The following is a 20582-nucleotide window of genomic DNA, read 5'->3' as shown; positions in this document are numbered from 1 at the left end:
AGGATTTCTATCCCCTGCCCGGGTGCGCGTCATCCGCTTTTGCGGCGGCGGACCCGCCGGGCGCGCGCGTGTCACGGGTCCAGGTCGTCGCCGGCCCGCTCGTCGAACACGCGCATGGCCTTGGCGGTCACCGGCCCCGGTCCGCCGGGCAGCTCCCGGCCGTCGACCCGGTGAACGGCCTGGATGTCGCGGAGGGTGGAGGTCAGGAAGATCTCCTCGGCCCGGTCCAGGACGTCGAACGGAAGGTCCGTCTCCTGCGCCCCGGTCCACTCCACCGCCAGGGCGCGGGTGATGCCGGCGAGACAGCCGGAGGCGACCGGCGGCGTGTGCAGCCGGCCGTCGAGGACGACGAAGACATTGGAACCGGTGCCTTCACAGAGGCGGCCTACGGTGTTGGCGAACAGTGCCTCGGAGGCGCCGTGCTCGTGGGCGCGGGCGAGGGCGACGACGTTCTCGGCGTACGACGTGGTCTTGAGCCCGGTGAGCGCGCCGCGTTCGTTGCGCGTCCAGGGAACGGTGATCACGGCCGTGGTGTCCGGGCGGCGCTTCACCTCTCCGAGGGCGACGACGAGGCCGGGGCCCGCGGTGCCGCGGTCGGAGCCGAGCGGCGAGATCCCGCCGGTGTAGGTGATGCGGAGCCGGCCGAGCGGGGCCGGATTGGCCTCGATGACGGCGGCGCAGGCGCGGCGCACCTCGTCCAGGTCGGGCGCGGGCAGCCCGAGGCCCAGGGCGGAGCGGGTCAGCCGGTCGAGGTGGCGGGTGAGTGCGAAGGGCCGGCCGTCGGCGGTCCTCACCGTTTCGAAGATGCCGTCGCCGACGGTCAGCCCGTGGTCGAGCACGGACACCCGGGCGTCATCGGCGGCCCGCAGTCCCCCGTTGACCCAGATCCTCATGGTGCGGTCCTTCCGGTTGCTTCGTATGCGCCCGACGCTACCGCGAGCAGCCTGGACGCCTTCAGTTCGGTCTCGGCCCACTCACGTTCCGGATCCGAGCCCCAGGTGATGCCGGCTCCGGTTCCGAACCGCAGCACCGGAGCGCCGCCCGTGCGGTCGGTCCAGAAGGTGCGGATCCCCACGGCGAGCGAGGCGGTGGCCCGGTCGGCGTCCACCCAGCCGATGCCTCCGCAGTACGGGCCGCGCGGGGCGGTCTCCAGTTCGTCGATGATCCTCAGCGCACTGGACTTGGGTGCCCCGGTAACGGACCCGGGCGGAAAGGCGGCGGCGAGCAGTTCCGGCCAGCCGGCGCCGTCGGCGAGCCGGCCCCGCACGGTGGAGACGAGGTGGACGAGGCCCGGGTGCTTCTCCACGGCGCAGAGGTCGGGGACGGTGACCGACCCGGTGGCGCAGACCCGGCCCAGGTCGTTGCGGACCAGGTCGACGATCATCACGTTCTCGGCGTGGTCCTTCTCCAGCAGATCGGCCTCCGTGCGCCCGGTGCCCTTGATCGGTCCGGACTCGACCGTGCGGCCGTCCCTGCGCAGGAACAGCTCCGGCGAGGCGGTGGCGATCTCCACCCCGTGGCCGGGAAGCCGAATCGTTCCTGCGTACGGGGCCGGGTTGCCCCGCGCCAGCAGGGCGGTGAGGGCGTCCACGTCCGCCGCGGACGGATCGGGCAGCGGCGCGGTCATCACACGGCAGAGATTGGCCTGGTAGACCTCGCCCGTCGCGATGTACGCGCGAATGCGCCGCACGCCCTCCGTGTAAGCGGCGCGGTCGAGGGATGAGGTCCAGTCACCGGCGGCCGGGCCGCGCCAGGCGCCGCGCACGGGCGCGGGCACGGCCGCGGTACGCACGGTGGCGAAGCGGGCACAGACGAGCCGGCCCTCGAAATCCGCTGATACCGCCCAGAATCCGGACGAGTCGAGGGCTGCGGGATCACTGGTCACATCCTGCAGATCGGAGGCGACGAGGCCGCCGAAGCGGGCCATTGGAGCGAGGTCGTGCACGTCGGTGAGTCTAGGACGGCGCGCGGTGACCTGCGCCGGGGCGAGCGCACCTCAGCACGCTGCACAAACGCGTTTTTGTACTGGCCCCGGAATCCGCTAGAGTTCAACACGTCGCCGGGACGCGCAAGCGAGCCGGAACCGACAAGCGGACGTAGCTCAGTTGGTAGAGCGCAACCTTGCCAAGGTTGAGGTCGCCAGTTCGAACCTGGTCGTCCGCTCGCAGAAGGTGGGGGATCCTTCCCGAACCCCCATCCCTGGTGGAGTGGCCGAGAGGCGAGGCAACGGCCTGCAAAGCCGTCTACACGGGTTCAAATCCCGTCTCCACCTCCAAGGACGATTAGCTCAGCGGGAGAGCACTTCCCTGACACGGAAGGGGTCACTGGTTCAATCCCAGTATCGTCCACTGATCCGCAAGGATCCCCGCGCGATTAGCTCAGCGGGAGAGCGCTTCCCTGACACGGAAGAGGTCACTGGTTCAATCCCAGTATCGCGCACGCAGTACACGCAGGTTCACCCTGCGCGATTAGCTCAGCGGGAGAGCGCTTCCCTGACACGGAAGAGGTCACTGGTTCAATCCCAGTATCGCGCACCGTCCGAAGCCCCGGTCGTCTCGACGACCGGGGCTTCGTCGTCGTCCCGCAGACCGTCTCCGCGGCCCGGACATGTTCCGTGTGGGCCGTGGAGACGGAGGTGCCGGGTCAGGACGAGAACAGCATCCGGCCGAAGCTCTTCTGCCGGTAGTGGCCCTGGTGGTGTCCACCGTGGTGCTGCGGGGCGCCCCAGGCGGGTGCCGGAGCCGCGGGGTAGGCCTGCGGGGCGGGCGGCGCCGGCGGAGCCTGCTGCGTCCACTGCGCCTCCACGCGCGTCAGGGACTCCAGTTCGCCGTAGTCCAGGAATATCCCCCGGCAGCCGCTGCACTGCTCGATCTGAATGCCGTTGCGGTTGTACGTCTGCATCTGTGCGTGGCACTTGGGACACTGCATCTGCGGGCTCACTCCTCGCCGTCGGTTAGCCGTCGCCGGAATGCATGCCCGGCGGCGGTCGGTTCACCCTACGACGAGTGTTCGGCGGTCAACTCGGGCGGGAGAGCGGCAATTCGGGCACAGGCGTCGATCATCACCTGTTCCACCTCATCCGGAGCCCTGTGCTCCGCAGCGGACTTGGCGAGAGCCAGCGCAGCCGTCTGTACGGTCAGCGCGCGGGCCGCGACGTCCAACTCGGGCCACGGGTCACCGTCGGCGCGCACCGCGGGGCCGCCCGCCGCCCGGTAGGCGTCCAGGAAGCGGAACCACACCTCGGTGGGCAGCAGGCCGGCCGCGTACCAGGCGGCGGGCCGCGCGAGGTCCCACGCGGGATCGCCGGGCCCGGCGTCGTCGACGTCGATGAGCAGCCACGGGCCGTGCGGCGCGGGGTGCCGGACCAGTTGGCCCAGGTGCAGGTCTCCGTGGCAGAGAAAGTGTGCCCGGTCCTCGGGCACCGGAGCCTCGTCCCGTGCCCAGGGCGGCAGCCCGCGCCAGGCCGCGAGCACGGGCTCGGTGGCCTGCTCGCCGGGCCGGGCCGCGCGCATCCGGGCCACGGCAAGCGCGGCCTTCGCCGGGCCGCGCATGACGGGCACCGCGGGTGCGTGGACGGCGGGTGCGTGGATGGCGGGTGCCGCGGGTGCCCCGGACGGCTCCACCCCCGGTGTGGAGCGGCCCGCACCGGCCCCCGTTCCGTGGAGGCGGGCCAGGAGGACGGCTGTCGCCGCCCAGGGCGCCTCGTCCGGATCTCCGGGGTCCACGGGCTCCCCGTACGGCCACAGGGTGACCGGGCGGCCGTGCAGCTCCGTGAGGTACGGCGAGGCGGCATCGCGCCCTGCCCGGTCCTCGGCGGACCGTACGGGGAGGGGCGCGAGCAGGACGCCCGCGAGAGCGGGGCCGGCGGCCAGGCCGAGGCGGGCGGAGAGTGCGGCGGTGTCCGTACCGGCGGCGTGGGCCTTGGCGACGACGGGGCCGCAGCGGACGACGGTGCCGTCCGCCCGGTCCGCGAGGACAGCCGGTGCCGGGCAGGCACAGCGGGCCCCGGGACGGGCGTGGGCCGTTTCGTGGGCGAGGGCGCCCAGCGCGCGTACGAGTGCGGTGGTCACGGACTCCCCCGGGTGGCACAGGATCGGCGGGTCCGGCCGTCGCCGCGCCCGCCGCAGAGCGTACGCGGATCGTGCCGATGGCCGGTGCGAGGGGGCGCACGGCCCCGGACAGCGCGATGTCCGGTCAGCTCCCCAGCTGACCGGACAAACGCTGCCGTCCGCCGCACCCCCGTCCCCACGGGGTTGTTGGCCGGATGTCCCGGTCCGGACCGCTCTTCCGGACCCGGGGCGCCGCTCAGCGCCCCAGCATCACGCCCACGGACGACGCCTGTGTGACCACCGCTTCCCAGCCGCCGAAGACGACTACGAGCAGGGCCGCCAGAGGAAGAACCATGGCCGTCGCCACCAACGGGTGGCGTGTGCCGGACGACGGGCGGCTGCCGAACGAGGCAAAGGCCTTGCGTCCCTGCGTACGGACCATCGTCCGCGCTGCCGTGTCCGCCATGGTTCCTCTCCTGACCTGATGTGGGGCGGCGGGCGTTTGACCTCGGGGGACGAGTGCGACGCCCGCCGCTTGACTTCAACATTAGGGATCCGGGAGGCGGGCGGCGTCATGCCCGCGTACCGAATGCCGGGCCTCCCGGAGGATGAGCCGTGGGTGGTCGGCGTACTCCCCTGGGTGGAGACGGGTCTACCGGACGTTGGGGTCATCCCGGAGGGGACGCTCGGAGGCGTCCTCCCTGGGTATCGGTTGTTCGACCAGGGCGAGGACCCTGGTCGCCATGAAGCGGGCGGTGCGCACCACGGAGCCGTTCCTCGTGACTTCACTCACTTCGACCACCCCTCGGCGGACCGCGGTCTCCACCCTGCGCCCTGCTCGGGAGGCCACCATTTCGTAGGTTCGGGTCGTGTCTCCGGCGTCCACGACTATCTCGACTCGATCGCCCTTCATTGATCCAATCCCCCTTCTGCGACGGACCTTTGAGATCTCGCACGGGCCGGGGAGCGTGGATCCGCGGCTCCCTGACCACTCCTCAAGTTTCCCACCCGGCACTGACAATCGATTCTCCGGCGAGGGCGCGGCCTCTGAGCACCCCGGGCGACGGGTACGTAAGCTGTGCCTCGTCAGGCGGACCAGGCAGCGGGGATGGGCAGACATGGCGATGATGCGGCTCCGGCGCGAGGACCCGCGTGTCGTCGGCTCGTTCAGGCTGCACCGGCGGCTCGGGGCGGGCGGCATGGGTGTCGTCTATCTGGGCTCGGACCGGCGGGGCCAGCGGGTGGCGCTGAAGGTGATCCGCCCCGATCTGGCGGAGGATCAGGAGTTCCGCTCGCGGTTCGCCCGCGAGGTGTCCGCCGCACGGCGGATCCGCGGCGGCTGTACGGCACGCCTGGTCGCCGCCGACCTGGAGGCGGACCGTCCGTGGTTCGCCACGCAGTACGTTCCCGGACCCTCGCTGCACGACAAGGTGGCCGAGGAGGGCCCGTTGTCGGCCGCCGAGGTGGCCTCGATCGGGGCCGCGCTCTCCGAGGGCCTGGTGGCGGTGCACGAGGCCGGTGTCGTCCACCGGGACCTGAAGCCCTCCAACATCCTGCTGTCCCCCAAGGGCCCGCGGATCATCGACTTCGGGATCGCCTGGGCGACCGGCGCCTCCACACTCACGCACGTGGGTACGGCGGTCGGTTCGCCCGGCTTCCTCGCGCCCGAGCAGGTACGCGGCGCGGCGGTGACGCCCGCGACGGACGTCTTCTCGCTCGGGGCCACGCTGGCGTACGCGGCCATGGCCGACTCACCCTTCGGTCACGGCAGTTCCGAGGTGATGCTGTACCGCGTGGTGCACGAGGAGCCCCAGCTGTACGACGTGCACGACGCCCTCGCTCCCCTGGTGAGCGCCTGCCTGGCGAAGGACCCCGAGGAGCGTCCCAGCACCCTGCAACTCTCCATGCGGCTCAAGGAGATCGCGGCGCGGGAGGCGCAGGGGCTGCACGAGAGCCGCCCGCCCGCCCAGCGTTCGGCGCAGGAGGCGGACCGCCCGACCGGGCGGCTGGACGGCCCGTACACCGAGCAGCAGACGCGTCGCGCGCCCGGCCCCGCTCCGGCGTCGCGGCCGCAGAGCCGGCAGGCGGCTTCCTCGCGGCCCGCGGCGCCCCGCACCGGGGGTTCGCGCCCCGCGCAGCAACAGCCACGCAATACGACGCGTTCGGGCAAGAGGCCGCAGGGCGCGGCAGGGACGAACGGCCGGCCCGGTACCCGGCCCGGCACGCGCTCGACCTCGACCGGCCGGCGTCCCGCCAATCCGCGGCTGCTCCGCCAGCGGCTGGTGGTCTTCGTCGTGGTGACGCTGCTGGTGGCGCTGGGCATCGCGGCGGCTCAGGGCTGCCAGGGTCCGGCCCGCGGTCTCGGCGCGGGTCAGAGCCAGGGGCAGAGCGAGCAGTAGGCCGGCGAGGCCCCTGCTAACTCTCCGGGCGACCGGTGGCGACCGCGTAGAAGGCGACCGCCGCGGCGGCGCCGACGTTCAGCGAGTCGACCCCGTGGGCCATCGGGATGCGCACCCATTCGTCGGCGGCGACGAGGGCCTGCGTGGACAGCCCGTCGCCCTCGGCCCCGAGCATCAGGGCCACCTGTTCCATCCGGTGCGGCGCGGCCTCCTCGATGCTGCTCGCCTTCTCGTCGGGCGTCAGCGCGAGCAGCTTGAAGCCCGCTTCGCGTACGGTCTCCAGCGCCTTGGGCCAGGTGTCGAGGCGGGCGTAGGGCACGGAGAAGACGGCGCCCATCGAGACCTTGACGGAGCGCCGGTAAAGCGGATCCGCGCAGTCCGGGGAGAGCAGCACGGCGTCCATGCCGAGCGCGGCGGCGCTGCGGAAGATCGCGCCGATGTTCGTGTGGTCGTTGACGGCCTCCATGACGACCACGCGGCGGGTCGTGCGGAGCAGTTCGTCGGCCGTCGGCAGCGGCTTGCGCTGCATGGAGGCGAGTGCGCCGCGGTGCACGTGGTAGCCGGTGACGCGTTCGGCGAGCTCGGGGCTGACCGCGTAGACGGGGGCCGGGACCTCGTCGATGACGTCGCGCATCAGGTCGACCCACTTCGCCGAGAGCAGCATGGAGCGCATCTCGTACCCGGCGTGCCTGGCGCGTCTGATCACCTTCTCCCCCTCGGCGATGAAGAGGCCCTCCGCGGGCTCTCGCCTGCGCCGGAGCTCGACGTCGGTCAGACCGATGTAGTCGCTCAGGCGGGGGTCGTCGGGGTCGTCGACGGTGATGAGATCAGCCACAGGTTGATACTGCCTTGTCCGGTGTGTGGTGCCAACGGTCTGGAGGAAGATCCGTTACCGCTGGTTACTCGGTGGTTCGCGCGACTGCTTCCGGGCCGACCGCGACGACGTCGCCGATGACGATGACGGCGGGCGGCCGGACGTCCTCGGCCACGGCCCGTTCACCGACCGTGGCGAGCGTCGCGTCGACGCGGCGCTGGGCGGCGGTGGTCCCTTCCTGGACCAGCGCGACCGGGGTCTCGGGGGACTTGCCGTGGGCGATGAGCGTACGGGCGATGGCGCCGATCTTGTCGACGGCCATCAGGAGCACGAGGGTGCCGCGCAGCCGGGCGAGTGCCTCCCAGTCGACCAGCGAGCGCTCGTCGTCGGGGGCGACATGGCCGCTGACCACGGTGAACTCATGGGCGACACCGCGGTGGGTGACGGGGATGCCGGCCGCGCCGGGGACCGAGATCGAGCTGGAGATGCCGGGCACGACGGTGCAGGGGATGCCTTCGGCGGCGAGCGCCTGGGCCTCTTCCATGCCGCGCCCGAAGACGAACGGGTCGCCGCCCTTGAGCCGGACCACGGCCTTGCCCGCCTTGGCGTGCTCGATCAGCGCGTTGTTGATCGCCTCCTGCGCCATGTAGCGGCCGTACGGGATCTTGGCCGCGTCGATCACCTCGACGTGCGGCGGCAGTTCGTCCAGCAGGTCGCGCGGGCCGAGCCGGTCCGCGATGACGACGTCGGCCTCGGCGAGGAGACGACGGCCGCGGACGGTGATCAGGTCGGGGTCGCCGGGACCGCCGCCGACCAGGGCGACGCCGGGGGCGCGGGTGCGGTGGTGAGGGGCGGCGAGGGAGCCGTCGCGCAGGCCCTCGACGATGGCGTCGCGGACGGCGGCGGAGTGGCGCGGGTCGCGACCGTGCGCGTCGGTGGTGAGGACGGCGACGGTCACGCCCTCGCTGCGGCCGGTGGCGGGGGTCCAGGCGGTGGCGGCGTCCGCGTTGTCGCTGCGGACACACCAGGTCCGGGTGCGCTCGGCCTCGGCGGAGGCGGCGTCGTTGGCCGCCGTGTCGTCGGACGCGATCAGGGCGTACCAGGTGTCGGCCAGGTCCCCGTCGGCGTACGGGCGGCGCTCCCAGCGGATCTCGCCGGCGTCCGCCATCGCCTCGACGGACGGGGTGGCGTCGGGTGACACGAGGACGATGTCGGCGCCGGCCGCGATGAGGGCGGGCAGACGGCGCTGCGCGACCTGGCCGCCGCCGACGACGACTGCACGGCGCCCGCTCAGACGCAGTCCGACGGGGTAGGCGGGGTGATCGGCGTGCTCGGCCATGGCGGTGCGGGCTCCTCGTGCGATGCGGGGGCTGCGGGCCGCTGCGGCGGTGGAGCGGCTGTGACGTGCGGTGTTCACGATACGGGGTGGGGGCAGGATCAAGCCCCTCCGGCGATTGAGGAGCGGGGGCGCGGGGCAGCGCCCCCGGGCCCCGCGGCCGCGGACTACTTCTCCGTGACGCCCGCCGAGTCGAACGTGGCCACCTCGTGCATCGCGCGGGCCGCGCTCTGCACGATCGGCAGCGCCAGCAGCGCGCCCGTGCCCTCGCCGAGGCGGAGGTCCAGGTCGACGAGCGGGCGCAGGCCCAGCTTGTTGAGCGCGGCGACGTGGCCGGGCTCGGCGCTGCGGTGGCCGGCGATGCAGGCGGCCAGGGCCTCCGGCGCGATGGCGCGTGCGACCAGGGCCGCGGCGCCCGCGCTCACGCCGTCGAGGATGACCGGCGTACGGAGCGAGGCCCCGCCGAGCAGGAACCCGGCCATCGCGGCGTGCTCCAGGCCGCCCACGGCCGCCAGCACACCGATCGGGTCGGCCGGGTCCGGCTGGTGCAGGTCGAGGGCGCGGCGCACCACATCGACCTTGCGGGCGTGCATCTCGTCGTTGATACCGGTGCCGCGGCCGGTGACCTCGGCCGGGTCCATCCCCGTGTAGACACAGATCAGGGCGGCCGACGCCGTGGTGTTGGCGATGCCCATCTCGCCGGTGAGCAGGCCCTTGTTGCCTGCGGCCACCAGGTCGCGGGCGGTCTCGATGCCGACCTCGATCGCGGCGAGGACCTCCTCGCGGGTGAGCGCGGGGCCGGTCGTGAAGTCCGCGGTTCCGGCGCGCACCTTGCGGGGCAGCAGACCGGGCTGCGCGGGCAGTTCCATGGCCACGCCGACGTCGACGACGCAGACCTCGGCACCGACCTGGGCCGCGAAGGCGTTGCAGACCGCGCCGCCGCCGAGGAAGTTGGCCACCATCTGGCCGGTGACCTCCTGCGGCCAGGCCGTGACGCCCTGGGCGTGCACTCCGTGGTCACCGGCGAAGATCGCGACGGCCGCGGGCTCCGGGATCGGCGGCGGGCACATCCGGGAGAGCCCGGAGAGCTGCGCCGAGATGATCTCCAGCATGCCGAGCGCACCGGCCGGCTTGGTCATCCGCTTCTGGCGCTCCCACGCCTCGCCGAGCGCCTTGGCGTCCAGCGGCCGGATGCTGGAGATGGTCTCCTGGAGCAGGTCGTGCGGCTCCTCGCCCGGCAGTGCGCGGCGGCCGTACGTCTCCTCGTGGACGACCCAGGACAGCGGGCGTCGCTTGGACCAGCCCGCCTGCATCAGTTCGGGCTCCTCCGGGAACTCGTCGACGTAACCGACACAGAGGTACGCGACGACTTCGAGGTGCTCGGGCAGGCCCAGGGCACGGACCATCTCGCGCTCGTCGAAGAAGCTGACCCAGCCCACGCCGAGGCCTTCGGCCCGGGCGGCGAGCCACAGGTTCTCGACGGCGAGCGCCGAGGAGTACGGGGCCATCTGCGGCTGGGTGTGCCGGCCGAGCGTGTGGCGGCCGCCGCGGGTGGGGTCGGCCGTGACGACGATGTTGACCGGGGTGTCGACGATCGCCTCGATCTTCAGTTCCTTGAACTGCTTCGCCCGCGCCTTGGGGAGCGACTTCGCGTACGCCTCACGCTGGCGCTGCGCCAGTTCGTGCATGGAACGTCGGGTCTCCGCGGAACGGATGACGACGAAGTCCCAGGGCTGGGAATGCCCGACGCTGGGCGCCGTGTGGGCGGCCTCCAGGACCCGCAGGAGCACCTCGTGCGGGATGGGGTCGCTGCGGAAGCCGTTGCGGATGTCACGGCGCTCACGCATGACGCGCAGCACGGCCTCGCGCTCGGCGTCGTCGTAGCCGGGGGCGGGAGGCGAGACGGGCCGCACCTCTTCGGCCTCGGGGGCCGGGGTGTCCGTGTCCTGCGGGGCCTCGGGCTCGTCGGCCGTCGCGGGAGCGGGAGCCTCTGCGGTCGCAGCGGGCTCGGTGACCGGGGTCGCCGGCTCGGGCTCGGTGGCCTGAGGGCTGACGGGCTCGGTGAACTCGGCCTGTACGGGCTCCGGCCGGCCGTCCGTCAGGTCCGGGGTCTCGATGACCTCGGGGCCCGTCCCGGGCTCGGGCGCCGGTTCGACGACAGGTTGCGGTGCGACGGTCTCGGCGACCGGCGCTGCTTCCACCGGCGCGGCGTCCACCGTCTCGGCCGGTACGGACTCCGCGACGACGGCGGCAGAATCTGCCATCGCCTCCGGAGCCGCCTCCACCGGCTGCCCGGCCACGGGAAGCGTGCCCGCCACGGGTACGAACCGGCCCAGGGCCGATCCGTCGGGAACCGCCTCCACGGGCGGCTGTACGGCTTCCGCGGACTCGGCCGGGACTTCTTCCGCCCGGACGTCCGCGGCGGGTGCGGTCTCGGCGGGCACGGCCTGGGCCGACGGCGTTTCGACGGCTACGGCTTCGGCTACGGCAGCCTGCTGTTCGGCGGGTGCGGCCTCGGCCTCGACGGGGGCGACGGCTTCGACCGGTGCCACGGGCTCGGCCGGTGCGAGAGGTTCCGCGGGCACGACGGCTTCGGCAGGCGCGGCCTCGACCGGTGCCGCGTGCACGAGTGCGGCTTCTGCCGGCGCCTCGGGCTGAGCGGCCTCCTCGGAAGCCCCGGCCGGCACCTCGACCGCTGCGGGCATCGGCACGAGCGGCTGCACGAGCGGCGCGGGGATCTCCGCCTCCGCCCGCGTCTCGGCCACGGGTTCGGCCTCGAATTCGGCCACGGGCTCTTCGGCGACCGGCTCCGGAACCACGGCCTCCGGAACGGCGGCGTCCGGGACGACCGTTTCTGCTGCCGGCGCCCCCGGGGCTACCGGCTCCGGCTCCGCCGCGGCCGGCGGAGCGAACTGCTGCGGCGCCTGGGCCGCCCACTGGCCCGCGCCCTGCGGCGGGATCTCGCCGAGCTGCGGGCCCGGAAGTGCGGCCACCTCGTCGGCGGGCAGCTCGAAGTACTCGGGTTCGGCGATGGCCGGGCCGGCATGTCGTGCCGGTGTCTGCACGGCTGCCTGCATCTGCGGCTGGGCCTGCGGCTGCGGCGTACCCGCCGGACCGCGGTCGGCCAGGGAACGGACCACGCCGCCGCCGGACGTACCGCCGTAGGAGGGGCCGGAGTCCGGGGAGACCGGGCCGCGGTGCAGCGGGCGGCGCACGGGCGTCTGGGCCACCGGAACCTGGGCCTGCGGCGGGGCCTGGACGGGCGACGGGATACGCACGCCGCCGAGGTCGACATGGCCGGAGTCCCGGCCGCCGGTCTCATGGGTGCCCTGGCCGGTCCCCTGGAGCGCCGCGGAGGCCTGCTGCATGGCGTACGCCGGAACCTGGACCTGCTCCTGGAACTGGACAGGGCCCTGCGCGCCACCGTCGCCCTGGGGCACGGTCTGCGGCTGCGGCGCGGGGGCGGTGCGGTACCCGCCCTGCTCGGGCTGCGGTGCCTGGCCCGTGTGCGGTTCGCTCCAGGCGCCCTGGGGGCTCGGCATCAGCAGGAGATCGTCGTCCTCGGACGCGTGCTCGGAGGGGTCGAGGAAGGTGTAGGCACCCGGGGCGGGGGCGCCCGGCTGCTCCACCATGCCTGCGTTCTCCGGCAGTCCCTCGCCCGGGATCTGGCCGGTGTCACTCATGCGTACCCCTCGCCCATCGTCAGTGCTCCTTCGGCCCTTCGCCCGGGACGCCCCGACACGGCACGCCGGTGCTCGTCCCATGGAACGAGCGGGCGCGCCGCGCGGCACGAGTCGGTCGCGGACATACTGCATTCTCGCGGCCGTTCGCCGCCGCGGCAGGTCATTCCGCCACGGCTCGCTGTGGACTGCGCCACGTTGCGCGTCCCCCGGTTCTGCCGTACCACAACGGGGGCCAAAACGGTCCCCTTTTCCGGACATTGACGAACGAAGCGACGAACGTCCGGGCGCGGTGCAACAATCGGCCAGCCTACCTCGCACCGTAAGCCGACCGGGTCAGGGGGCAAGGTCCGAACGCAGTGCGGAAAGCAGAAAGACGACCGTGCGTTCGCGCTCCGCCCATGCGGCCGTGTCCAGTTCGACGGACTGGAGGAGCGAGCAGGAGACCGCGTATCCGTTCTCGGTGAGGGCCGCGCCCAGTGTCTCGGCCTCGTCCCGGGTCGACGCGTGCGTCACGATCCGCTCGGGCCTGCGGTCGGCGACAGCGGTGACGACGGAGGCTCCGCCGCCCCCGATCCGTACGACGTCGGGCTCGGGCAGCCGCTCCAGCACGTGCGGAGCCCGGCCCTCGACGACCTGGAGCTGGACTCCGAAGGCCCGGGCCGCCGCGGTCGTGCGGGCGCAGGCGTCGGGGTCGCTGTCGACGGCCAGGACGGCGGCACCGAAGCGGGCCGCCTCCACGGCCAGGGCGCCGCTGCCGGAACCGATGTCCCAGAGCAGGTCGCCGGTCCGGGGTCCGAGGTGGGCGAGTTGGGCGGCGCGCAGTCCCGGGCCCTCGCCCTCGCCGCTTCCGCCGTGGGCATCCGTTCCCCCGCCGCGGTAGGCGTCGGCGGGCAGCGCCCAGCCTCGTACGCCCTGGGGGTAGGCGGGGTGGCGGCCCGCGATCCAGGCTCCTTCGGCCCGCCGTTCGGGGCCTCCCCCGATGACGATGACGACGTTGGGGTCGCGCCAGACGTGGTCGGCGGCGGCGTCCGAGGTGACGACGGTGACCTGTTCGCGGTCGGTGCCGAGTTCCTCGCAGATGACGAAGGTGCGGTGGACGCCTTCGAGCAGCAGGGCGAGTTCGGCGGGGCCCGCACCGGGCGAGGTGAGGACGGCGACCTTGTGGTGGGCGCGGCACACGTTCACCGCGCGGCGCAGGGTGCGGGGGTGGGCGACGACGGTCTGGGCGTCCTCCCACGGCATGCCGGCGCGGGCGAAGGCGGTGGCGACGGAGGAGACGGCGGGCACCACTTCGACTTCGAGGCCGTGCTCGGGGGCGCGCAGGGTGCGGACGACGCCGAAGAATCCGGGATCGCCGTCGGCGAGGACGACGGCGCTGCCGCGGTGGCCGGCGATGCGGCGGGCCGCGAGGTCGACGGAGCCGAGGCGGATCCGCTCCGCGCCGTGGGGGACTTCGGGCAGCGCGAGGTGGTGGGCGGCTCCGGCGACGAGGGTGGCGGCCGAGAGCGCGGCCGTGGCCGCTCTGGTCAGTGGCGAGCCGTCCCAGCCGATCACTGTGACCCGGTCGGCCATCTGTCGTCAGTCTCCTGGTGTTGTCGCAGGTGGGGCTGGTTGCCCGGGGTGGGGGCAGGGTGAGGCTACCCGGTCCGGACCGGTGCGGGGTCGGTGCCCCGGGAATGGCGGAGCATCTGCCCGGCCGCTCTCAGTTCCAGTCGTTGTAGGTGCCGTAGCCGCCCGCGTCGGCGAGCTCTTCGGCCACCCCTTCGAGGTCCTCCGGGAGCAGGCCCCAGACGATCAGATCGGTCCTGATGTCGGTCCATCCTCCGTCCTCGGTCTGTGAGCGGGCTATGCGGGCGTTGCGCAGGACCCCCTCACTGATGCAGCCGAGCTTCTGCGCGACCTGCTGGGAGGCGGTGTTGTCGGCGGCGGTACGCAGTTCGATGCGCTCGAAGGCCTGGTCGCGGAAGAGCCACTGGGCCAGGGCCAGGACCGACTCGGTGGCGTAGCCCTCACCGCGCGCCCATGGGGCGGTGACATAGGCGGCCTCGGTGGCACGGGTGTGCCAGTCGGTGTTGCGCAGCCGGACCGAGCCGACGAGGCGCTGGGTGAGGAACTCGGTGACGGCGAGCACGATGCCGTCGCCCTTGGTCCGCTGTGCGGGAGCGATCCTGCGGACCCAGCGTTCGGCGTCGACCTGGGTGTAGGGGTAGGGCGCCTCGGTCCAGGCGACGACGAGTTCGTCGTTCATCATCTCGATGTACGCGGGGATGTCCGCCATGTCGAACGGGCGCAGCACCAACCGGTCCGTGCTGATGGAGATGTCCGGAAAGGTGGAAGTCATGCGCAGCTCCATGCCGAAGACCGTGTAAAGGCACAGCATGCAGCATCGGGCGGACCTTGTGCATGGCCGGGTCGGCACGGCGGAGCCCCGCGCACCCGGGCGGGGTGTGCGGGGCTCCGCGGGCAAGTGCCGTGCGGGTGTCAGGACTTGGCTGCGGTACCGAAGGCCGGGATGACCGAACCCTGGTAGCTGTCCTCGATGAACTTCTTGACCTCGTCGGAGTGGAGGAGCTTCACGAGCTTCTCGACGCGGGGGTCCTTCTCGTTGCCCTTCTTCACGGCGATGATGTTGGCGTACGGGTTGCCTTCGGCCTTCTCCAGCACCAGGGCGTCCGTGGCGGGCTTGAGGTCGGCCTCGATGGCGTAGTTGCCGTTGATGACGGCGGCGTCCACGTCGTTCAGGGCGCGGGGGACGGTCGCGGCCTCCAGCTCCTTGAACTCCAGGCCCTTCTTGTCGGTGATGTCGCTCAGCTTGGCGCTGGTGCCGACGCCTGCCTTGAGGGTGATCAGGCCGTTCTCGGCGAGGAGCTGGAGCGCACGGCCCTCGTTGGTGGTGTCGTTGGGTACGGCGATGGTCTGGCCGGACTTGATGTCGCCCAGGTCCTTGACCTTCTTGGAGTAGAGGCCGAGGGGCTCCAGGTGCACGGTGCCGACGGAGACCAGGTGGGTGTCGTTCTTCTTGTTGAAGTCGTCCAGGTAGGGCTGGTGCTGGAAGAAGTTGGCGTCGACCTGGCCGGTCTCGGTGGCGGTGTTCGGCAGGACGTAGTCCGTGAACTCCTTGACCTCCAGCTTGAGGCCGGCCTTGGCCGCCAGGTTCTTCTTGACGAAGCCCAGGATGTCGGCGTGCGGCGTCGGGGACGCGGCGACGACGAGGGCCTTGGAGGTGTCGGCATTGGCGCCGGTGCCGGACTTGGACGCCGGGTCGGAGTCCGTGCCGCAGGCGGTGAGGCCGAAGGCGAGGGCGGCGGTGGCGGCAGCAGCAGCGGTGATCTTGATGTTCTTACGCACGAAGAGTGCCTCTTTCAGGTGGTGATGGTGGTACGCCCGGACAAGGAGTGCGGGCTCTTGGGGAGATGAAGTCTCAGGTGGTGGTGCGGCCGCGGCGGGCCAGCAGGCGTACGGCTCCGTCGCCGATCAGCTGGATCACGGTCACGATGACGACCAGCAGCACGACGGTGATGAGCATGAACTGGTTGTCGAAGCGCTGGAACCCATAGGTGACGGCCTTGGAGCCGAGCCCTTCGCCGCCGACCGCTCCGGCCATCGCGGAGTAGCCGATGAGCACGATGACGGTGGTGGTGACGCCGGAGACGAGCGACGGCAGGGCCTGCGGAAGGAGGACCTTGCGGACGATCGTGGGAATGGAGCCGCCCATGGACTGGACCGCTTCGACGAGGCCGTGGTCGACCTCGCGGACCGCCGTCTCGACGAGCCGCGCGAAGAACGGGATGGCGCCCACGGCGAGCGGCACGATCATCGCGGTCGGGCCGATGAAGGTGCCGACGACCCAGGTGGTGAAGGGGATCAGGGCGATCAGCAGGATGATGAACGGCAGCGAGCGGCCGATGTTCACGATCACCCCGATGACCTTGTTCACCGGGGTGTTCTGCAGCAGTCCGCCCTTGTCGGTGAGGACGAGCAGCACCCCGAGCGGCAGTCCGGCCAGGACGGTGACGACGGCGGACCACAGGACCATGTAGAGGGTGTCGACGGTGCCCTGCGTCAGCAGCGGCTGCATTTCGGACCAGGTCACTTCGCCACCTCCTTGGTGAGCGGTGCGGGGATGGTGACGGGTTCGGTCTCTGTGCCCTCGACGAGTTCGGCCTGCAGTCCCTGCTCGCGCAGGAAACCGATCGGGACGACGTTCTCCTCGAACCGGCCGGGCAGCTCGATGCGCATCCGGCCGATCTGCTTGCCGCCGACGGTGTCCATCGCGGCACCCAGGATCGAGATGTCGATGTTGTACGTACGGGAGAGCTGCGAGATCACCGGCCGGCCGGCCGCGTCGCCGTGGAAGGTGACGTCGACGACCGTGCGGTCGGGGCCGGAGGCGCTGCCGCCGACCGGGAACAGTTCGTGGGCGAGTGCGGAGCCGGGGGTGGCGAGCAGGTCGCCGACGGTTCCGGACTCGACGATGCGCCCCTTCTGCATCAGCGCGGCGGAGTCGCAGATCGTCTTGACGACGTCCATCTCGTGCGTGATGAGCAGGACGGTGAGGCCGAGCTGCTGGTTGAGGTCGCGCAGCAGCTGGAGGATGGAGCGGGTGGTCTCGGGGTCCAGGGCCGAGGTCGCCTCGTCGGAGAGCAGCACCTTGGGGTCGCCGGCGAGTGCGCGGGCGATGCCGACGCGCTGCTTCTGGCCGCCGGAGAGCTGGCCCGGGTAGGCCTTGGCCTTGTCCGCGAGGCCGACCAGGTCGAGGAGTTCGAGCGCCTTGCGGGACCGTTCGCGGCCGGTGACGCCGAGGATCTCCAGCGGGAGTTCCACATTGCCCTGGACGGTGCGGGAGGCCAGCAGGTTGAAGTGCTGGAAGACCATCCCGATGCGGCTGCGCGCCTCGCGCAGTTCCTTGCCGGCTCGCCGGCCGCGGCCCGCGAGCGCGGTGAGGTCCTGGCCCGCGACGGTCACGGTGCCGGTGGTGGGGCGCTCCAGCAGGTTGACGCAGCGGATGAGGGAGGATTTCCCGGCGCCGCTCTGCCCGATGACGCCGTACACCTCGCCCTCGCGGACGTGCAGGTCGACGCCGTCCAGGGCGGTGACCTCACGGCCGCGCGACTGGTAGACCTTCGTGAGGCCCGTAGTGGTGATCACAGGGTTTCCGTCACTGTCGAGTGCGCGGCGCGGTGTCCGCCGGGCACGGGGAAGTCGTCCGATGAGGCTGTCCGGACGTTTCGATCGGACGTGGCGAGCGGGGTCCCGGCACGGCCGGGCGCGGCGGTGGCCGCGGGGCAACGTGCTGGAAGGGCGCGTTCCGCTGGGTGCGGACGGCTCCGGCTCGCTCTCGCTTCGGGGCGCGAGGCTCTGGCGTGGGCCCTCAGAAGGCGCGCATTCGACACATACAACGAGCACCGGGCGTCGTGATCGCCTCGGTCGCAAGGATGCGGCTGCTCGTCGTGGTCATGGGCCAAGTAAAACAGACGTGAGGTCCACGCCGAACCGGCTGTCCGGATAGCGGACGGCCGTGGATGGTGCGCCGCCTCCGCCCGGCGGGCCCGGACGGCCTCCGACCTCAAGGCTGTGACCTGCACGGATACCGAGGATGGGCGTGGACCGGGACCCGCCCTCACCGGCCCGGTCCGCGCGGATGTGTGGCCAAGGCCACGACCTCCACCCCGGCCGTCCGCACCTGCGCGAGGGCCCGGTACGGCTCCGCGCGGGCCCGGCGCACCTCTGTGCGGGGCTCGACGCCCCTCCACGCCGGGCCCCGGGCCACCTCTCCCCTCCGGCCGGCAGCGGGGTACGGGCGCGGGGGCGCACGCAACGGCCCCGGCGGCCCGTAATACCCTCGGCTCATGCTTGACGCCCTGACGATCGCGGTCGGTGTGGCCGCCCTCGCCCTCGCCGCCTGGTGCGGATTCGCCGCCTACCGGGACCAGCCGACCAAGGACTGGCACTTCATCGGGATGGCCGTGGTCACCCTGCTGGCGCTGTCCCAGCTGGTGGTGGGGATCGTGCAGCTGGCCCGCGGTGAGCGGCCGGAGCAGGGCATGACCATCTTCATCGCGTATCTGATCGGGGCCTTCCTCGCCGTACCGGCGGCGGGCTTCCTGTCGCTGAGCGAGCGGACCCGGTGGGGTTCGGTGACGGTGGCGGCGGGCGCGGTCGTGCTGGCCGTTCTCGAAGTACGGCTCTACGACATCTGGGGAAACTGACCGTGACCGACACCGATCGCACCCCCGCAGCGGCCGCCGGAGAGAAGCGGCCCTTCGACCTGGGCACCGGCCCCGGGCGGGTCCTGGTCTGGTTCTACGGCGTGTTCACCGTCGCGGCGGCGTCCCGGGCGATCGTCCAGATGATCCTGGACTTCGGCAGGGCCCCGCTGTCCTACGTGCTGTCGGCCGCCGCCGCGGCGGTCTACGGCTTCATCACCTACTCGCTGGTGCGCGGGGGTGAGAGGGCACGGCGGACGGCCCTGGTGTGCTGTGCCGCCGAACTCGCCGGAGTGCTGATCGTGGGTACGTGGACGCTGGTCGAGCCTTCGGCGTTCTCGGACGCCACCGTCTGGTCGTACTTCGGCCGGGACTACCTGTTCATCCCGGTGATCCTTCCGGTCACCGGGATGATGTGGCTGCGCCGCGCCCGGACCGCGTGACTCCTGGGGCCTCTCGTTTGGATCATGCCGGGCTCGCTGGGTCCGGCCTGATCCAAACGAAAGGCCCTAGGTGTATTGATCACGAGCGTTGTTGACACTCGGCAGGTCTTGAACATGACGAAGACCTCCGGTGTGGTGGGAGCTGTCTAGGAACTCACCGCACGGAGGTCTTCGTGTTCCACCGTAATGCTCGGCTGACAGTTTTCGGTAGGCGCCTGTTGGTCGAACGGGTCCGGTCGGGCCGCCCGGTCGCCCACGTCGCAGCCGAGATGGGTATATCCCGGGCCACCGCCCACAAGTGGATGCGGCGGTGGCGGGCCGAAGGCGAGGCCGGCCTGCACGACCGCTCCAGCCGCCCGCGTACGACGCCGCACCGGACCCCGGCCGGCACCGAGGCAAAGGTCTGCGACCTGCGGCGGTCCCGCAAACTGGGACCGGCAAGGATCGGCCCGGTCCTGGGCCTGCCCGCCTCAACGGTGCACCGGATCCTGACCCGCCACGGGCTGAACCGGCTCGCGTGGATCGACCGGCCGACCGGCACCGTGATCCGCCGCTACGAACGTGAACGGCCCGGCGAGCTGATCCACGTCGACGTGAAGAAACTCGGCCGGATCCCCGACGGCGGCGGCCACAGGACATTGGGCCGCCAGGCCGGCCGGGCCACCCGCAGCCAGATGGGATTCGACTACGTCCACTCCGCCGTCGACGACCACTCCCGCCTCGCCTACAGCGAGATCCACCCCGATGAGAGGGTCGCGACCTGCGCGGGCTTCCTGACCCGTGCGGCCGCCTTCTTCCACGCCCACGGCATCACCCGCATCGAACGGGTCCTGACCGACAACGCATGGGCCTACCGCAAGGGCCTGGCCTGGAAGACAGCCCTGGCCGACCTCGGCGCGACCGGCAAGCTCACCCGCCCCTACCGGCCCCAGACCAACGGCAAGGTCGAACGCTTCAACCGCACACTGCTCGACGAATGGGCCTACATCCGGCCCTACACCTCGAACACCGAACGGACCGAGGCCCTGGCAGACTTCCTCCACACCTACAACCACCACCGCTGCCACACCGCAATCGACGGACACCCGCCCATCAGCCGTGTCAACAACGCTGCGGGTCAATACACCTAGGCGCTCGTCACGTAGGCGGGCGCCGATGCCTCCTTCTCCAGGAGGATCATCCGGACGCCGTCCTGACCGGTGGAGTCGCCGACGGGGGCATAGCCGGCCCGCCGGTAGAGCCGCAGATTGCCCTCGCTGCGGTGTCCGGTGTGCAGGCAGTAGCGGGTGGCCGACCGCTGGTCGGTGAGTCCTGCCTCCACCGCTCCCAGCAGGCGGGCGCCGAGGCCGTGTCCCCGGAGCCGGGGGTGGACGCAGAGCCGCCCGATCTCACCCGCACCGTCCTGTCCCACCGACCCGCGTACCGAACCGACGACTTCCTCGCCGAGCCGTGCCACGAACACCAGGTTCGTGGCGATCTCGGCGCGCATCGCGTCGAGGGTCTCGACGAGCGGGTCGATCCGGTAGTTCCCGTAGAGCTCCGCCTCGCTCTGAAAACAGAGGTACTGGAGTTTCAAGATCTGTTCGGCGTCCTGTGCCTTCGCCGCCGAGATGATCACGCTCATGCCCATCTGCGCATGCCTCTCGCTCACC

Annotated in this window: 19 protein-coding genes and 5 tRNA genes; 9 read left to right on the top strand and 15 right to left on the bottom strand. The window is 72.0% G+C overall.

All coding sequences use genetic code 11. The features are described 5' to 3' along the window. Positions 1-71: 71 nt before the first annotated feature. Positions 72-893, bottom strand: coding sequence for an aminotransferase class IV (locus OG959_RS32510; protein ID WP_326664245.1), 822 nt, complete (start codon positions 891-893; stop codon positions 72-74). Beyond that, on the bottom strand, positions 890-1927 hold the full coding sequence (locus OG959_RS32505; RefSeq protein ID WP_326666772.1) for a chorismate-binding protein: 1038 nt from the start codon (positions 1925-1927) through the stop codon (positions 890-892). Before OG959_RS32505 ends, OG959_RS32510 begins: the two co-directional genes overlap by 4 nt. Before the next feature lie 163 nt (positions 1928-2090). Here OG959_RS32505 and OG959_RS32500 point away from each other — a divergent pair. The 5 genes from OG959_RS32500 (at position 2091) to OG959_RS32480 (ending at position 2534) form a co-directional block, all read left to right on the top strand. Then, positions 2091-2163, top strand: a tRNA-Gly gene (locus tag OG959_RS32500). Between the two features lie 38 nt (positions 2164-2201). Beyond that, positions 2202-2275 (top strand) — tRNA-Cys (locus OG959_RS32495). A gap of 1 nt (position 2276) precedes the next feature. Then, a tRNA-Val gene (locus OG959_RS32490) sits at positions 2277-2348 on the top strand. Between the two features lie 19 nt (positions 2349-2367). Then, positions 2368-2439, top strand: a tRNA-Val gene (locus OG959_RS32485). A gap of 23 nt (positions 2440-2462) precedes the next feature. Then, positions 2463-2534: transfer RNA gene (locus OG959_RS32480), tRNA-Val, on the top strand. 109 nt (positions 2535-2643) lie between these two features. On the opposite strand, the gene OG959_RS32475 is transcribed toward OG959_RS32480, so the two are convergent. The 4 genes from OG959_RS32475 to OG959_RS32460 form a co-directional block, all read right to left on the bottom strand. Beyond that, the gene (locus OG959_RS32475) at positions 2644-2928 is read right to left on the bottom strand and encodes a TFIIB-type zinc ribbon-containing protein (protein ID WP_148016266.1); all 285 of its coding nucleotides are present in this window, start codon (positions 2926-2928) and stop codon (positions 2644-2646) included. A 68-nt stretch (positions 2929-2996) separates the two neighbouring features. Next, on the bottom strand, positions 2997-4070 hold the full coding sequence (locus tag OG959_RS32470; RefSeq protein WP_326664244.1) for a phosphotransferase: 1074 nt from the start codon (positions 4068-4070) through the stop codon (positions 2997-2999). A 235-nt stretch (positions 4071-4305) separates the two neighbouring features. Next, the gene (locus OG959_RS32465) at positions 4306-4515 is read right to left on the bottom strand and encodes a hypothetical protein (protein WP_148016264.1); all 210 of its coding nucleotides are present in this window, start codon (positions 4513-4515) and stop codon (positions 4306-4308) included. A gap of 186 nt (positions 4516-4701) precedes the next feature. Next, a complete protein-coding gene (locus OG959_RS32460; RefSeq protein WP_326664240.1) occupies positions 4702-4962 on the bottom strand; it encodes a hypothetical protein in 261 nt (86 codons plus the stop codon). A gap of 205 nt (positions 4963-5167) precedes the next feature. Between OG959_RS32460 and OG959_RS32455 the strand changes: the two genes are divergently transcribed. Next, on the top strand, positions 5168-6448 hold the full coding sequence (locus OG959_RS32455) for a serine/threonine-protein kinase (protein WP_326664239.1): 1281 nt from the start codon (positions 5168-5170) through the stop codon (positions 6446-6448). Positions 6449-6464: 16 nt separating this feature from the next. Here the strand turns inward: OG959_RS32455 and OG959_RS32450 are convergent, their stop codons facing one another. From OG959_RS32450 to OG959_RS32415, 8 genes are all read right to left on the bottom strand, one after another. Further along, positions 6465-7283 (bottom strand): TrmH family RNA methyltransferase, encoded by an 819-nt coding sequence (locus OG959_RS32450; protein WP_326664237.1) that lies wholly within the window; start codon positions 7281-7283, stop codon positions 6465-6467. Positions 7284-7347: 64 nt separating this feature from the next. Next, entirely contained in the window at positions 7348-8601 is a 1254-nt protein-coding gene (gene cobA / locus OG959_RS32445) for a uroporphyrinogen-III C-methyltransferase (protein WP_326666770.1), read from the bottom strand. 164 nt (positions 8602-8765) lie between these two features. After that, a complete protein-coding gene (gene cobT / locus OG959_RS32440) occupies positions 8766-12281 on the bottom strand; it encodes a nicotinate-nucleotide--dimethylbenzimidazole phosphoribosyltransferase (RefSeq protein ID WP_326664236.1) in 3516 nt (1171 codons plus the stop codon). Positions 12282-12614: 333 nt separating this feature from the next. Beyond that, positions 12615-13853 (bottom strand): precorrin-6y C5,15-methyltransferase (decarboxylating) subunit CbiE, encoded by a 1239-nt coding sequence (cbiE, locus tag OG959_RS32435; RefSeq protein ID WP_326664235.1) that lies wholly within the window; start codon positions 13851-13853, stop codon positions 12615-12617. Between the two features lie 130 nt (positions 13854-13983). Next, positions 13984-14661: a GNAT family N-acetyltransferase gene (locus tag OG959_RS32430; protein WP_326664234.1), complete on the bottom strand. Its 678-nt coding sequence runs from the start codon at positions 14659-14661 to the stop codon at positions 13984-13986. Between the two features lie 101 nt (positions 14662-14762). Beyond that, complete coding sequence (locus OG959_RS32425) at positions 14763-15629, bottom strand: MetQ/NlpA family ABC transporter substrate-binding protein (protein WP_326664232.1); 867 nt, start codon at positions 15627-15629, stop codon at positions 14763-14765. A gap of 73 nt (positions 15630-15702) precedes the next feature. Next, complete coding sequence (locus tag OG959_RS32420) at positions 15703-16374, bottom strand: methionine ABC transporter permease (RefSeq protein ID WP_148016227.1); 672 nt, start codon at positions 16372-16374, stop codon at positions 15703-15705. After that, the gene (locus OG959_RS32415; RefSeq protein ID WP_326664230.1) at positions 16371-17429 is read right to left on the bottom strand and encodes a methionine ABC transporter ATP-binding protein; all 1059 of its coding nucleotides are present in this window, start codon (positions 17427-17429) and stop codon (positions 16371-16373) included. The genes OG959_RS32420 and OG959_RS32415 overlap by 4 nt, the downstream gene beginning before the upstream one ends. Before the next feature lie 701 nt (positions 17430-18130). Between OG959_RS32415 and OG959_RS32410 the strand changes: the two genes are divergently transcribed. The 3 genes from OG959_RS32410 (at position 18131) to OG959_RS32400 (ending at position 20060) form a co-directional block, all read left to right on the top strand. Beyond that, a complete protein-coding gene (locus OG959_RS32410) occupies positions 18131-18490 on the top strand; it encodes a hypothetical protein (RefSeq protein ID WP_148016225.1) in 360 nt (119 codons plus the stop codon). Between the two features lie 2 nt (positions 18491-18492). Then, positions 18493-18930 (top strand): hypothetical protein, encoded by a 438-nt coding sequence (locus tag OG959_RS32405; protein WP_326664224.1) that lies wholly within the window; start codon positions 18493-18495, stop codon positions 18928-18930. Between the two features lie 173 nt (positions 18931-19103). Then, positions 19104-20060 carry an IS481 family transposase gene (locus OG959_RS32400; protein WP_326664223.1) on the top strand — a complete coding sequence of 319 codons (957 nt, stop codon included), beginning with the start codon at positions 19104-19106 and terminating at the stop codon, positions 20058-20060. Here OG959_RS32400 and OG959_RS32395 read toward each other — a convergent pair. Further along, a complete protein-coding gene (locus OG959_RS32395; protein ID WP_326666768.1) occupies positions 20057-20560 on the bottom strand; it encodes a GNAT family N-acetyltransferase in 504 nt (167 codons plus the stop codon). The two genes, OG959_RS32400 and OG959_RS32395, sit on opposite strands and share 4 nt — an antisense overlap. Between the last annotated feature and the right edge of the window lie 22 nt (positions 20561-20582).

Origin of the sequence: Streptomyces sp. NBC_00385 (assembly GCF_035917155.1) — a bacterium.
In the GTDB taxonomy this organism is placed as follows: domain Bacteria; phylum Actinomycetota; class Actinomycetes; order Streptomycetales; family Streptomycetaceae; genus Streptomyces; species Streptomyces poriferorum.
Note: the sequence above shows the minus strand (reverse complement) of the source record. Positions and strands in the feature narration are given on the sequence as shown.

Bases quoted from the DNA above. Each gene is read 5' to 3' on its own strand.
- OG959_RS32460 (WP_326664240.1), bottom strand. From the start codon at position 4,962: ATGAAGGGCGATCGAGTCGAGATAGTCGTGGACGCCGGAGACACGACC.
- OG959_RS32465 (WP_148016264.1), bottom strand. From the start codon at position 4,515: ATGGCGGACACGGCAGCGCGGACGATGGTCCGTACGCAGGGACGCAAG.
- OG959_RS32455 (WP_326664239.1), top strand. From the start codon at position 5,168: ATGGCGATGATGCGGCTCCGGCGCGAGGACCCGCGTGTCGTCGGCTCG.
- OG959_RS32510 (WP_326664245.1), bottom strand. From the start codon at position 893: ATGAGGATCTGGGTCAACGGGGGACTGCGGGCCGCCGATGACGCCCGG.
- OG959_RS32395 (WP_326666768.1), bottom strand. From the start codon at position 20,560: ATGGGCATGAGCGTGATCATCTCGGCGGCGAAGGCACAGGACGCCGAA.
- OG959_RS32475 (WP_148016266.1), bottom strand. From the start codon at position 2,928: ATGCAGTGTCCCAAGTGCCACGCACAGATGCAGACGTACAACCGCAAC.
- cobT (WP_326664236.1), bottom strand. From the start codon at position 12,281: ATGAGTGACACCGGCCAGATCCCGGGCGAGGGACTGCCGGAGAACGCA.
- OG959_RS32505 (WP_326666772.1), bottom strand. From the start codon at position 1,927: ATGGCCCGCTTCGGCGGCCTCGTCGCCTCCGATCTGCAGGATGTGACC.
- OG959_RS32430 (WP_326664234.1), bottom strand. From the start codon at position 14,661: ATGCTGTGCCTTTACACGGTCTTCGGCATGGAGCTGCGCATGACTTCC.
- cbiE (WP_326664235.1), bottom strand. From the start codon at position 13,853: ATGGCCGACCGGGTCACAGTGATCGGCTGGGACGGCTCGCCACTGACC.
- OG959_RS32410 (WP_148016225.1), top strand. From the start codon at position 18,131: ATGCTTGACGCCCTGACGATCGCGGTCGGTGTGGCCGCCCTCGCCCTC.
- cobA (WP_326666770.1), bottom strand. From the start codon at position 8,601: ATGGCCGAGCACGCCGATCACCCCGCCTACCCCGTCGGACTGCGTCTG.